Raw genomic sequence first — 15,725 nt, forward strand, 5'->3', positions numbered from 1 at the left:
CTGATCGCGCCCACAGGGTTTCCTGCCCGTCTGAAAATTCCCGCCTGCTTCCCTCCTGATAGTTCTTCTCATTCGCTAATTTTTCCGATGTGCATTCGTTTTATAGGGACGACGTGCCTTTGTGCTTCCTGCCTACTGATCCGGATGCTAAGAAATGAATGCTGAAGACTCCTTGAAACTTGCTCGCCGGTTTATCGGGTTGCCCCTGGAAAAGCGCCAGATGTTCCTCGCGGCCCTGCAAAAGGAGGGCGTGGATTTCGCCCGTTTCCCGATTCCCGCCGGGATCGAGGCCGACGATCGCCAGGCGTTGTCTTACGCGCAGCAACGGATGTGGTTTCTCTGGCAACTGGATCCGCACAGCGGCGCCTACAACTTGCCGGGCGCGGTACGCCTGACCGGGCGGCTGAATCTGTCAGCGCTGGAGCAGGCCTTTGCTGCGCTGGTGGCGCGACATGAAACCTTGCGCACGGTGTTCCAGCGCCAGGCGGATGACAGCCTGCTGCAAGTGCCGGCCCCGGCGACCTTGAACATCCATCATGAAGATTTCACTGCGCTGCCGGCCACCGAACGCGAGGAAGCGGTAGTTCGTGCCGCCGAGCAGCAATCGGTGTTGCCGTTCGATCTGGCGGTCGGGCCGTTGCTGCGAGTCACCTTGCTCAAGCTCGCCGAGCAGGAGCACGTCTTGCTGCTGACCCTGCACCACATCGTTTCCGATGGCTGGTCGATGAACGTGCTGATCGACGAATTCATCCGTTGCTACGACGCCTTTGACGCCGGCCAGTCGCCGGCGCTGGCGGCCCTGCCGGTTCAGTACAGCGATTACGCCCTGTGGCAGCGTCGCTGGCTGGAGGCCGGCGAGCAGGCACGGCAACTGGAGTACTGGCAGGCGCAGTTGGGTGACGAGCATCCCGTGCTGGAACTGCCGCTGGACCATTCGCGTCCGGCCATGCCGAGCTATCGCGGCACACGCTATGAGTTTGCCGTCGACGGCCAGTTGGCCGACCAGTTGCGCGCCACCGCGCAACAGCATCAGGTCACGTTGTTCATGTTGTTGCTTGGCGCGTTCAATGCGCTGCTGCACCGTTACACCGGGCAGACCGATATCCGTGTCGGCGTGCCGATTGCCAACCGCAATCGCGCCGAGATCGAAGGTCTGATCGGTTTCTTCGTCAACACCCAGGTGCTGCGCACAAAAGTCGATGGCCAGACGCGCGTCGATGCGTTGCTGCAGGCGGTCAAAGAGACGGCGCTCGGCGCCCAGGCGCATCAGGATCTGCCGTTCGAGCAACTGGTCGAAGCACTGAAACTGGAGCGCAGCCTCAGTCACACGCCGCTGTTCCAGGTGATGTACAACCACCAGCCGCAGGTGGCCGATATCGCCGCCCTGGGCACAGCCTCGGGCCTGGTGCTCGAAAGCCTCGACTGGCAAAGCCGCACCACTCAGTTTGACTTGACACTCGACACCTACGAGAAGGGCGGCAAGCTGCACGCCGCACTGACTTACGCCAGCGACCTGTTCGACGCGCCGACCATCGAACGCATGGCGCGCCACTGGTTGCGTCTGCTCAAGGCCATGGTCGCTGATCCTGCGCAACGCATTGGCGAGCTGCCGTTGCTGGACGCGGATGAGCAGCACACGCTGGTGCATGCGTGGAACGGTGCAACAGCGGTTTATCCCACCGAGCAACCCATTCATCAATTGATCGAAGCCCAGGTGACCCGCACCCCGGATGCACCGGCGCTGGTGTTCGGCGAACAAACCCTGAGCTACGCGCAACTCGACGCGCGGGCCAACCAACTGGCCCATCTGCTGCGTGAGCAAGGCGTGCGGGCCGACAGCCTGGTGGGGATCTGTGTCGAGCGTTCGCTGGAAATGGTCATTGGCCTTTTGGCGATTCTCAAGGCCGGCGGCGCCTATGTGCCGCTGGATCCGGAGTACCCGCAAGAGCGCCTGGCCTACATGATCGAGGACAGCGGCATTACCTTGCTGCTGACCCAGAGCGCATTGCTGGCGTCGCTGCCAACGGCCGGAGTAAACGTCATTACGCTCGATCAGGAAGCCGACTGGCTGGATCGCTACAGCGAAGGCCGTGTCGAGGCGGTCATCGATCCGCAGAACCTTGCGTACGTGATTTACACCTCCGGCTCCACCGGTAAACCGAAAGGCGCCGGCAACAGTCATGCGGCGCTGGTCAACCGTTTGTGCTGGATGCAGGAGGCTTACCGGCTCGATGCCAGCGATTCGGTGCTGCAGAAGACACCGTTCAGTTTTGACGTGTCGGTCTGGGAGTTTTTCTGGCCGCTGCTGACCGGCGCCCGACTGGTCGTGGCAGCGCCGGGCGCGCACCGCGATCCATCGCTGTTGATCGAGACCATCAACCACTACGGCATCAGCACGCTGCACTTTGTGCCCTCGATGTTGCAGGCGTTCATTCATGAGCCGGGCGTCGAGGCCTGTGTCGGTCTTAAGCGCATTGTCTGCAGCGGCGAGGCGCTGCCGCTGGACGCGCAACTGCAGGTGTTTGCCAAGCTGCCGAACGCCGGGCTCTATAACCTGTATGGCCCGACCGAAGCGGCCATCGACGTCACCCACTGGACCTGTGTCGACGAAGGTGCCGACAGCGTGCCGATCGGACGGCCGATCGCCAACCTGCGCACCCATGTGCTCGACGCCGAACTGATGCCGGTGCCGAGCGGCGTGGCGGGTGAGCTGTATCTGGGCGGAGCAGGGTTGGCGCGCAGTTATCACCAGCGCCCGGCGCTGACCGCCGAGCGTTTTGTCCCGTGCCCGTTCCACGAAGGTGCGCGTCTGTACCGCACCGGTGACCGGGTACGCCAACGTGCCGACGGCGTCATCGAATACCTCGGGCGTCTCGATCATCAGGTCAAGCTGCGTGGCTTGCGTATCGAGCTGGGTGAAATCGAAACCCGCCTGATGCAGCATCCGCTGGTGCGTGAAGCCGTGGTGCTGGTGCAGGGCGGTAAACATCTGGTCGGCTATCTGGTGCTGGAAACTGCTCAGGCAGACGAACAATGGCAACAGGACGTCAAGGCGTGGCTGCTCGGCAGCCTGCCGGAATTCATGGTGCCGACCTATCTGATGACGCTGGCCAAATTGCCGGTCACCGCCAACGGCAAGCTCGATCGCAAAGCCTTGCCGCAGCCGGATGCCGCGCCGCAGCAAGCTTTTGTCGCGCCGCAGGATGCCATGCAAAAAGCCCTTGCGGCGATCTGGGAAGACGTCCTCGGTTTGCAACGCGTGGGTCTGGAGGACAACTTTTTCGAGCTGGGCGGCGATTCGATCATTTCGATTCAAGTGGTCAGCCGCGCGCGGCAGGCCGGGGTCCGTATCAGCCCGCGCGATCTGTTCCAGTATCAGACTGTGCGCAGTCTGGCGCTGGTCGCGATCTTCGACAGCCACAGTTCGGTGGATCAGGCACCGGCCACGGGCGAGGCCTTGTTGGGGCCGATCCAGCAGCAGTTCTTCAGCCGGGTGATGCCTCGGCGTGAACATTGGAACCAGTCCCTGTTGCTGACCCCGCGCGAGGCGCTGAATGCGCAGTGGCTCGATGCCGCATTGACCCATGTGATCAATCATCACGATGCCTTGCGCCTGCGTTTTGTCGAGGGCGCCGAAGGCTGGCAGCAAGCGTACGCCGCACAGGTCGAACGCGCTGATCTGTGGCTGCGCACGGCCGAGACGACCGAGCAACTGACCGCCCATTGCGACGATGCCCAGCGCAGTCTTGATCTGGCCAACGGGCCGTTGTTGCGCGCCGTGTTGGTGACCATGGCCGATGGCAGTCAGCGCCTGTCGCTGATCCTCCATCACCTGGTGGTGGACGGCGTGTCGTGGCGCGTGTTGCTGGAAGATCTGCAACAAGCCTACGAACAGCTGGCGGCGGGCGGTGGCGTGCAATTGCCGGCCAAAACCAGCGCGTTCCAGAGCTGGACGGCGCGCCTGAGCACCGAGGCTTCGCGCTTCGACGATCAACTGGCTTACTGGAAAGCCCAGCACCACGACGCACGGGATCTGCCGTGCGAGCGCCCTGAAGGCAGCCTGCAAAACCGCTTCGGGGAAAAGATCGAATGGCGTCTGGACGCCGAGCGCACGCGCCAATTGCTGCAACAGGCGCCGGCGGCGTATCGCACGCAGGTCAACGATCTGCTGCTGACGGCACTGGCGCGCACCATCAGTGGCTGGAGCGGTCAGCCGGGCACCTTGATTCAACTCGAAGGCCATGGCCGTGAAGACCTGTTCGACGACATCGACCTGACGCGCAGCATCGGCTGGTTCACCAGCCTGTTCGCCGTCAATCTGGTGGCGAGCGAGGATCTCGACGGTTCGATCAAGGCGATCAAAGAACAACTGCGTGCGGTGCCGGACAAAGGTCTGGGTTACGGCGTGCTGCGTTATCTGGCAGCGCCGTCGGTGCGTGAAGAGCTGGCGTTGCTGCCGCCGCCGCGCATCACCTTCAACTATCTGGGGCAATTCGACCGGCAGTTCGATGAGCAGGCGTTGCTGGTGCCATCCACCGAGTCCGGCGGTGTCGCCCAGGATTCACAGGCGCCGCTGGATAACTGGTTGACGATCGAAGGCCAGGTCTATGGCGGCGAATTGAGTCTGAGTTGGGGCTTCAGTTCGCAGATGTTCGACAGTGCCACCGTGCAAAGGCTGGCTGATCGCTACGCCGCCGAACTGACGGCACTGATCGAGCACTGCTGCACCCTCGACACCGCGCAAGCGACGCCATCGGACTTCCCGTTGGCACGCCTCAGCCAGGCGCAACTGGATGCGTTGCCGGTCGCCGCCGCTGTCATCGAAGATGTCTATCCGCTGTCGCCGATGCAGCAGGGCATGTTGTTCCACACCTTGTACGAACCGCAGGCCGAGGCCTATATCAGCCAGATGCGTCTGGACATCCAGGGCCTTGATCCGCAGCGTTTTGCCAGTGCCTGGCAAGCGGCGCTGGCGCGTCATGATGTGCTGCGCAGCAGCTTCCACTGGCAAGGCCTGGACAGCGCCCATCAGGTGATCAGCCGCGAGGTGCAACTGCCGCTGCAGATACTGGACAACACTGACACCGATGCGCTGGCCGAGACCGAGCGGGCGCAGGGTTTCGAACTCGACTGCGCGCCGTTGCTGCGCCTGAAACTGGTGCGCGCCGGCGCCGATCATTGGCACTTGATCTACACCAGCCATCACATCCTGATGGACGGCTGGAGTAATGCGCAGTTGCTCGGCGAGGTGATTTCCCACTACGCCGCCGGGCGCCCACTGCCGGCGCCGGTCGGGCATTACCGCGATTACATGGGTTGGTTGCAGCAGCAATCGGCAGGCGCCGGCAAGGCGTTCTGGAATGCTGCGCTGGCCCCGTTGCAGGCGCCGACGCTGCTTGCCGACACTCTGCGTCCACCCGTGGGCGGCCACGGCACAGACGAACATCGCGAGGTGCTCGACGAAGCCGCAACACGGCGTCTGGGCGAGTTCGCCCGTCAGCAGAAAGTCACCCTCAACACGTTGTTGCAAGCGGCCTGGAGCCTGCTGCTGCAACGCTACACCGGTCAGGACTGCGTAGCGTTCGGCGCCACAGTGGCCGGTCGTTCGGCTCCGCTGCCGGGCATCGAGCAGCAACTGGGGCTGTTCATCAACACCCTGCCGCTGGTGTGCAATCCGCGCCCGGATCATCGCGTCGGCCAGTGGCTGGCTGATCTGCAGGCGCAGAACCTGGCCCTGCGTGAGTTCGAGCATGTGCCGCTGTACGACATTCAGGGTTGGGCAGGGCATCAGGGCTCGGCGCTGTTCGACAGCCTGCTGGTGTTCGAAAACTTCCCGGTCGCCGAGGCGCTGAAACAAGGTGCTCCGGCCGGGTTGACCTTCGGCAACCTGCACAACCACGAACGCACCCACTATCCGCTGACGCTGGGTATCGAACTCGGTGCCACGCTGAGTCTGGAGATGAGCTACGACGCTGCACGATTCAGCGCCGCCCAGGTGCACAGGCTCTGCGCCAACCTGCGCCACTTGCTTGAGCAACTGATCAGCAATGCCACAGGCTGCCTGGGCAACCTGACGCTGCTCGATGACGCCACCACGCGCGCCATGCTCGCCCACTGTCAGCCGCCAGCGTTGCAGTTGCAGCATGCAGGTCTGGTGCACGAACGCATTGCCGCGCAGGCCAAAGCCACACCGCAGGCGCTGGCCGTGCAGTGCGGTGAACAGCGCCTGAGCTATGACGAACTGAACCGCCAGGCGAATCGCCTCGCCCACCGTTTGCTGGCCAGCGGTGCGGCGCCGGGCAAGCGTGTCGGCCTGGCGCTGCGTCGTGGCCCGCAAATGATCGTCAGCCTGCTGGCAGTGCTGAAGACGGGCGCCGCGTACGTGCCGCTTGATGCCAACTACCCGGCCCAGCGTCTGGCCTACATGATCGAAGACAGCCGTGTCGATCTGCTGCTCGATGAATCCGCTCTCCTGCAAGACGTGCCGCTTGCGGCTGACCTGGAGTATTTGCACCTGGGCGACATCATCCAGACGCTGGGCGCTTATCCGGACAGCGATCCGCTGAATCACGCCACGGCCGATGACCTGGCCTACGTGATCTACACCTCGGGCTCCACCGGTCAGCCAAAAGGCGTGGCGATTGCTCACGCGGCGCTGCGCGAGTTCTGCCAGACCGGTGCCGAGTATTCGGCGCTCACGGCCGATGATCGCGTGCTGCAGTTTGCGACCTTCAGCTTCGACGGTTTTGTCGAGCAGTGTTACCCGCCGCTGTGTGTCGGCGCGGCGCTGATCATGCGCGGCGACGAACTCTGGGACGTCGTGCAACTGGCGGACGAGATCGTCGACCATGGCGTGACTCTGGCGGACTTGCCGGCGGCCTACTGGTTCTTGCTGGCGCGTGAATGCGCGGGCGGCAACATCACCGGTCTGGGCGCGTTGCGTCAGGTGCATGTCGGCGGCGAAGCCATGTCGGTCGAAGGGCTGCGTCTGTGGCACGAAGCAGGACTGAGCCACGTGCGCTTGCTCAACACCTACGGGCCGACCGAGGCGACGGTGGTGTCGAGCGTTCACGACTGCCGCTTGAGTGATGCCAGCGACAGCTTCGGCATTCCGATTGGCCGGGCCATTGCTGGCCGCGCGTTGTACGTGCTCGACAGCGCCGGGCAATTGCTGCCTGCCGGTGGCGTCGGCGAGTTGTGCATTGGCGCGAGTGCCTGTCTGGCGCAGCAGTATTTCGATCGTCCGGCCCTCACCGCCGAACGTTTCCTGCCAGACCCGTTTGCCACCGAGCCGGGGGCGCGGCTGTATCGCAGTGGCGACCTGGCGCGTTACAACGAAAACGCTGATCTGGAGTACGCCGGGCGTATCGACCACCAGGTGAAGATCCGTGGCTTGCGCATTGAAATGGGTGAAATCGAAGCCTGCCTGCAAGCACAGGAGGGCGTGCGCGCCGCTGCGGTGATCGCTCAGGATTTCCCGGGTGGCGCGCAACTGGTGGCTTATGTGGTGCCCGAGACAGGAACCGAACCTGCGACCGCGCAGGCGCAGTGGCTGGACTCGCTCAAGGCTTCGCTGCAACAGCTGCTGCCTGATTACATGGTGCCGGCGCACCTGCTGTCGCTGGACGCGTTGCCGTTGAACAACAATGGCAAACTTGATCGTACCGCGCTGCCGAAAGTCGAACTGAGCCAGGACCTGAGCGTTTATGCGGCGCCGCAGACCTTGCTGCAAGTGCAATTGGCGCAGATCTGGGAAGCCGTGCTGGAGTCCGGCACCGTGGGGCTCAACGATCACTTCTTCGAGCGAGGCGGTCACTCGCTGCTGGCCACCCAGGTGATTTCCCGGGTCCGCCAGACGCTCAAACTCGATGTGCCGATGCGCACCCTGTTCGAGCAGCCGACGCTGCAAGCCTTTGCCGCCGCCTGCGCCACCCTGCAACACAGCGAAAGCGTGCCGATGATGGCGCTGCAGCGCGGTGCTGCACTGGCGTTGTCTTATGCCCAGGAACGGCAGTGGTTCCTCTGGCAGCTGGAGCCGGACAGTGCCGCTTACCACGTGCCCAGTGCGCTGCGCTTGCGCGGTGCTCTGGACATCACCGCGTTGCAGAACAGCTTCAATCAATTGGTGGCGCGTCACGAGCCGTTGCGCACCACGTTCCGTCAGGACGACGAGCGCACTGTGCAGGTGATTCATGCGCAAGGCCAATTGACGATTGAACAGCACAGTCTCGACGCCGAGGACAATCTTTCGAGCTGGGTACAGGCGCAGATTCGTCAGCCGTTCGATCTGCTGAACGGGCCGCTGCTGCGCGTCAGCCTGTTGCGCTTGGCGGCGGATGATCACGTGCTGGTGATCACTCAGCACCACATTGTTTCTGACGGCTGGTCGATGCAAGTGATGGTGCGCGAACTGATGGCGATGTATGCCGCAGAACGCGCCGGAAAACCGCTCGAACTCGCCGCGCTGCCGCTGCAATACGCCGATTTCGCGCAGTGGCAACGGCAGTGGATGGAGGCGGGCGAGCGGCAGCGTCAACTCGATTATTGGGTGGGCCAGCTTGGCGGCGAACAACCGGTGCTGGAGTTGCCGCTGGACCATTCGCGTCCGGCAGTGCAGAGCTACCGTGGCGCGCGGCTGGAGGCGCCATTGGAATCTGCATTGAGCGCGCAGTTGCAGGCGCTTGCCGGACGTGAGGGGGTGACGATGTTCATGCTCTTGCTGGCCTCGTTTCAGACCCTGCTGCACCGCTACAGCGGTCAGGACGATATCCGCGTCGGCGTGCCGATTGCCAACCGCAACCGCGCCGAAACCGAGGGCCTGATCGGCTTCTTCGTCAACACCCAGGTGATGCGCGCACAGTTTGCCGGCGACCTGAGTTTCCGTGATCTGCTGGCGCAGACCCGGCAGGCTGCAATGGGCGCCCAGGCGCATCAGGATCTGCCGTTCGAGCAATTGGTGGAAGCACTGGCGCCGGAGCGCAGCCTCAGCCACAGCCCGTTGTTCCAGGTGCTGTTCAACCATCAGCGTGACGCCGCGCCGGTCACCGATGTGGCGGATCTGCGCATCGAAGGCCTGCCGTGGGACAGCGCCACCGCACAGTTCGACTTGACCCTGGACACCACGGAAACCGCCGCCGGGCTGATGGTCAGCCTGACCTACGCCAGCGACTTGTTTGAAGCGGCAACCATCGCGCGCCTGTTCGAACACTGGCAGGCATTGTTGCGGGCGATTGTCGCAGCGCCGCAGCAATCGGTCGCTGCGTTGCCGATGCTCGCCGCGCAAGAACGCCAACGGATTCTCGAAGACTGGAACGCTACCGCCACCGAGTACCCGTTACACCTGAGCGTGCAGCAGCTGATCGAGGCACAGGTCCTGCGCACCCCGGACGCCGCAGCGCTGAAGTTCGCCGATGAATGCCTGAGCTACGCGCAGCTCAATGCCCGCGCCAACCGGTTGGCACACAAGCTGATGGCGCTGGGTGTCGGACCTGAAAGCCTGGTCGGCATCGCTGCCGAACGGTCGATGGAAATGGTCGTCGGTCTGTTGGCCGTGCTCAAGGCCGGAGGCGCCTACGTGCCGCTCGACCCGGAATACCCGCAGGATCGCCTGGCCTACATGATCGAAGACAGCGGCGTGCAGCTGTTGCTGACCCAGGCGCATCTGCTCGATGCCTTGCCATTGAACGGGCAGGTGCAAACCCTGTTGCTTGAAGCATCGCTGGAGGGCTTCGCCAGCCACAATCCGGACGTGGCGGTCACCGGTGAAAACCTCGCCTATGTGATTTACACCTCAGGCTCCACCGGCAAACCGAAAGGTGCCGGCAACCGTCATGTCGCCCTGACCAACCGTCTGTGCTGGATGCAACAGGCCTATGAGATCGGCGCGGGCGACAGCGTGCTGCAGAAGACGCCGTTCAGCTTTGACGTTTCGGTGTGGGAGTTCTTCTGGCCACTGATGACCGGCGCACGGCTGGTCGTCGCAGCGCCGGGCGATCACCGCGATCCAGCCAAACTGGTGGCGTTGATCAAGCGCGAACACATCACCACGCTGCACTTTGTGCCGTCGATGTTGCAGGCCTTCCTGCAGGACGCCGACGTTGCCACGTGCACCAGCCTGCAACGCATCGTGTGCAGCGGCGAAGCGCTGCCGGCGGACGCGCAACAGCAAGTCTTCGCCAAACTGCCAACGGCCGGGCTTTATAACCTTTACGGCCCGACGGAAGCCGCCATCGACGTCACGCACTGGACGTGTGTAGAGGAGGGCCGCGACAGCGTGCCGATCGGACAGCCGATTGCCAACCTCGGCTGCTACATCCTTGACGATAACCTCGAACCGGTGCCGACCGGTGTGCTCGGCGAGTTGTACCTGGCGGGTGTCGGTCTGGCGCGGGGCTACCATCAGCGTCCGGCGCTGACCGCCGAACGTTTTGCCGTCAGCCCCTATGGCGATGGCGAGCGGATCTACCGCACCGGTGACCTGGCGCGTTACCGCGCCGACGGCGTGATCGAATACGCCGGCCGGATCGACCATCAGGTCAAGCTGCGCGGCTTGCGTATCGAGCTCGGTGAAATCGAAGCGCGTCTGCTGGAGCATGGCAACGTCCGTGAAGCGGCGGTGCTGGTGATCGACGGCAAGCTGCTGACCGCTTACGTGGTGTTGAACGAAGAAAGCGCGGATTGGCGCGACACTCTGAGGCGGCATCTGCAAGCCGGACTGCCGGAGTACATGGTGCCCAATCAGTGGCTGAATCTTGCGCAGATGCCGTTGAGCCCCAACGGCAAGCTGGATCGCAAGGCGCTGCCGAAGCCTGAATCGGGGGCGGGCAAGGCCGAATACATCGCGCCGCGCAATGCGCTGGAGCAACGCATCGCTGCGGTGTGGGCCGATGTACTGAAGCTGCCGCGAGTCGGGCTGGGCGATAACTTCTTTGAACTGGGTGGCGATTCGATCATTTCGATTCAGGTGGTGGCCCGTGCCCGTCAGGCCGGCATCCGCTTTACCCCCAAAGACTTGTTCCAGTACCAGACCGTCCAGGCACTGGCGGGTGTGGCGACGCTGGGCGATGGCGCGGGGCAGATCGATCAGGGCCCGGTCGGCGGCGCTACGCCGCTTTTGCCGTTCCAGCAGTGGTTCTTCGCGACGGACATTGCCGAGCGTCACCACTGGAACCAGTCGGTGATGCTCAAGCCGGCCATCAGCATCGAGGCCGATGCACTTGAGCAAGCCTTGCAAGTGTTGGTCGAGCATCACGATGCCTTGCGCCTGTCGTTCACTGAAACGAGCGACGGCTGGACCGCGAATCACCATGCAACAACCGTCAGACACGAGCTGTTGATGCAGGCTTCGGTCAGCGATGAACAACAATTGCAGGACGCCTGCCTGGCAGCGCAGCGCAGCTTCGACCTGGCGCAAGGCCCGCTGTTGCGTGGCTTGCTGGTGACTGTGGGCGATGGTTCGCAACGCTTGCTGCTGGCGGTGCACCACCTGGTGGTGGACGGTGTGTCCTGGCGCATTCTGCTGGAAGATCTACAAAGCGCTTATCAGCAGCGCATCGACGGCAAGCCCCTGGTTCTGCCGGCCAAGACCAGCGCCTTCAAGCATTGGGCAGAACGTTTGCAACAGCACGCGCCACGACTCGCGGGTGAACTCGAGCTGTGGCGTACGCAACTGGCCGATGCGCCGGTCGACCTGCCGTGCATCAATCCGCAGGCCAGTCTGCAAAACCGCGATGCGCACACCGTACAGACGCGCCTCGATCAAGCGTTGACCCGACAACTGCTGCAACAGGCGCCGGCGGCGTATCGCACTCAGGTCAATGACTTGCTGATGACCGCGCTGGCCCGAGTCATCTGCCGCTGGACGGGGCAGGCCTCGACCTTGATTCAGCTGGAAGGACACGGTCGTGAAGACCTGTTCGACGACCTTGACCTGAGTCGCAGCGTCGGCTGGTTCACCAGCCTGTTCCCGGTGCGCCTGACCCCGACTGCGTCGGTCGACGGTTCGATCAAGCAGATCAAGGAACAGTTGCGGGCGATTCCCGGCAAGGGCCTGGGCTTCGGTGTGCTGCGTTACTTCGGTGATGAAGCGACCCGCCGTGAGCTGGCGGCGCTGCCGACACCGCGCATCACGTTCAACTACCTCGGACAATTCGACCGCCAGTTCGATGACGGCGCGCTGTTCGCCCCGGCCCGCGAAAAGGCCGGGGACGAACAGAGCCCGTTGGCGCCACTGGGCAACTGGCTGGAACTCAATGGTCAGGTTTACGCGGGCGAGTTGAGTCTGGGCTGGACGTTCAGCCGCGAGATGTTCGATGAAGCCACCATTCAGCGTCTGGCCGATGAGTACGCGATCGAACTGGCGGCGCTGATCGAGCATTGCTGCGCTGCACAGAACGCCGGCGTCACGCCGTCGGACTTCCCGTTGGCGCCGCTCGACCAGCAACAGCTCGATGCCTTGCCGGACGCCGGTGCCGAGGTCGAAGACATCTACCCGCTGTCGCCGATGCAACAGGGCATGTTGTTCCACAGCCTGTACGAACAGGGTTCGGGGGATTACATCAACCAGATGCGCGTCAGCGTCGAAGGCCTCGATCCCGAGCGTCTGCGTCAGGCCTGGCAGGGCGCGGTCGATCGCCATGCGATTCTGCGTACGCGTTTCGTGTGGATCTCCGAGCAGGAGCAGCCGCTGCAAATCGTCCAGCGTCAGGCCGAATTGCCGTTCAGCCTGCATGACTGGCGAGGTCGCGCTGACCTGACGGGGGCGCTCGACGTGCTGGCACAGGAGCAACTGCAACAAGGCTTCGACCTGTTGCAGGCACCCCTGCTGCGTCTGGTGCTGGTCCGCACTGACGATGACCGCTTTGAGATGATCTACACCAGCCATCACATTCTCATGGACGGCTGGAGCAACTCGCAGTTGCTCGGCGAAGTGATGCAGCGCTACGCCGGTGAAACCCCGGCCGCGCCGGTGGGCCGTTATGGCGATTACATTGGCTGGCTGCAGCGTCAGGACGGTCAGGCCAGCGAGCGATTCTGGACTGAGCGTCTGGCCGACCTGGATGAGCCGACCCACCTGGCCCGCAGCTGCCTCGATACGCTGGCGACCGCCGGGCAGAGCGGTTACGACCAGCAGACCCGTTGGCTGGACCGTGAGCGGACTCAACGTCTGGGGGCGTTCGCCCGTCAGCACAAGGTCACCCTCAATACCGTGGTGCAGGCCGCCTGGTTGTTGCTGTTGCAGCGTTACACCGGGCAACCGACCGTGGCGTTCGGCGCTACGGTCGCCGGGCGTCCGGCCGAGCTGCCAGGTGTCGAGCAACAGATCGGTTTGTTCATCAACACCTTGCCGGTGATCGCCACCCCGCGTGTCGAGCAATCCCTCGGTGAGTGGCTGCAAACGGTGCAGGCGCTGAACCTGGCCATGCGCGAATTCGAATACACGCCACTGGCGGACATTCAGCGCTGGTCCGGGCAACGCGGCGAAGGCTTGTTCGACAGCCTGCTGGTGTTCGAGAACTACCCGGTGTCGGAGGCGTTGAACAACGGTGCGCCGCAAGGCTTGCGTTTCGACCAGGCACGCAGCCAGGAACAGACCAACCTGCCGTTGACGGTGCTGGTGGACCTGAGCGACAGCCTGTCGTTGCAATTGGCCTATGCCCGGCAGCATTTCAGCGCTGCGCAGATCGAGCAGATCGCCAGCCACTTGCAGCACCTGTTGCAGCAAATGGCCGACTCGCCCGCGCAACGTCTGCTGGCCGATCTGAGCCTGTTCGATGCCGCACAACAACAGGCGACGCTGCACGACTGGAACCGTGCGCCAGCCACCTTTGCCCAAACCCGCACCCTGTCACAGCTGATCGAAGCACAGGTGCGTCGCGCACCGCAGGCGATTGCCGTGAGTCTGGGCGAGGAGCAATTGAGCTACGGCGAACTCAACGCCCGTGCCAACCGTCTGGCTCATGCCCTGATCGCGCGGGGTGTCGGTGCCGATGTGCTGGTGGGTCTGGCTGCCGAGCGATCCATCGAAATGATCGTCGGCCTGGTCGCCATCCTCAAGGCTGGCGGGGCTTACCTGCCGCTGGATCCGCAGTACCCGGCCGAACGTCTGCAGTACATGATCGAGGACAGCGGCATTGCCCTGCTGCTGATGCAGCCGGGTGTGCTCGATCACCTGGAGGTTGCCGAGAGCGTTGAAACCCTGCTGTTGGGTGATGACAGCCGCTGGCAGGATCAGTTGGCAACCGACCCGCAGGTCTGGGCCGACAGCGCCAGCCTCGCTTACGTGATCTACACCTCGGGCTCCACCGGCAAACCGAAAGGTACGCTGCTGGCTCACGACAACGTGCTGCGCCTGTTCGAGGCAACAGAGCCTTGGTTCAGCTTCGGTGCCGAGGATCGCTGGACGCTGTTCCACTCCTACGCATTTGACTTCTCGGTCTGGGAAATCTTCGGCGCACTGCTGCATGGCGGGCGCCTGGTGATCGTGCCGCACAGCGTCAGCCGCTCGCCGCAGGAGTTCCATGCGCTGCTGTGCCGTGAGCGCATCACCGTGCTCAACCAGACGCCTTCGGCATTCAAGCAACTGATGCAGGTCGCTTGCGACGCGCCCCAGGATCCGCAACTGTCGTTGCGTTACGTGGTGTTTGGCGGTGAAGCGCTGGAAGTACGCAGCCTGCGCCCATGGTTCGAACGCTTCGGCGATACCGCGCCACAGCTGATCAACATGTACGGCATCACCGAAACCACGGTTCATGTGACTTACCGTCCGTTGACCCTGGCCGATCTCGAACAGGACGCCGGCAGCCCGCTGGGCGAGCCGATCCCGGACCTGGGCTGGTACGTGCTCGACGCCGACCTGAAACCGGTGGCCAAGGGCTGCATCGGCGAGTTGCACGTCAGCGGCGCCGGGCTGGCACGCGGTTATCTCAAGCGTGCCGACCTCAGCGCCTTGCGTTTCGTGCCCAACCCGTTCGGGGGCGACGGTGCGCGGCTGTATCGCACCGGTGACCTGGCGCGCTATCGCGCCGATGGCCGGATCGAGTACGCCGGGCGCATCGACCATCAGGTGAAGATCCGTGGTTTCCGGATCGAGCTGGGTGAAATCGAGGCGCAACTGTTGGCACTGCCGCAAATCCGTCAGGCCGTGGTGCTGGATCAGCCAGGCGCCGGCGGCGTGCAGCTGGTGGCGTATCTGGTGGCCGATCAGTCGGTCGAACTCGACCAACAGGGCCAGTGGCGTGAGCTCCTGCGCCAGGCGCTCAAGCACAATCTGCCGGATTACATGGTGCCGGCGCACCTGTTGCTGCTCGACAGCCTGCCGCTGACCGCCAACGGCAAGCTTGACCGCAAGGCCCTGCCACAACCGGACGCCAGCCTGCTGCAAAACAGCTATGTGGCGCCCGAAAGTGAACTGCAACAGCAGATCGCCGGGGTCTGGGCCGACGTCTTGAAACTGGAGCGGGTCGGCCTGACAGACAACTTCTTCGAACTCGGTGGCCATTCCTTGCTGGCCACCCAGGTGGCCCTGCGTCTGCGCGAGTTGCTGGGCTTCGACGTGCCGTTGGCCAGCCTGTTCGCCAGTGCCGATCTGGCGGCTTTCAGCGACGCCGTACAAGCTCTGCAACCCGATTTGCAGCCCGTTCATGATGTTTTGGCTAAATCCTTGGAGGCTCTCAATCGTTTATCAGCAGATGAACTTGAAAAACTGATTTCCTGAGAGGACCACG

1 protein-coding gene is annotated in these 15,725 nt (G+C 63.4%); it reads left to right on the forward strand.

The annotated features are described in order from the left end of the window. Positions 1-154 precede the first annotated feature (154 nt). Positions 155-15,715 (forward strand): non-ribosomal peptide synthetase, encoded by a 15,561-nt coding sequence (locus ACKUG4_RS10150; RefSeq protein WP_445433922.1) that lies wholly within the window; start codon positions 155-157, stop codon positions 15,713-15,715. Positions 15,716-15,725 lie beyond the last annotated feature (10 nt).

Source organism: Candidatus Pseudomonas auctus (assembly GCF_048654275.1).
Classification (GTDB): Bacteria; Pseudomonadota; Gammaproteobacteria; order Pseudomonadales; family Pseudomonadaceae; genus Aquipseudomonas; species Aquipseudomonas pharyngis.

Coding starts and splice junctions, on each gene's coding strand:
- ACKUG4_RS10150 (WP_445433922.1), top strand. CDS start 155: ATGAATGCTGAAGACTCCTTGAAACTTGCTCGCCGGTTTATCGGGTTG.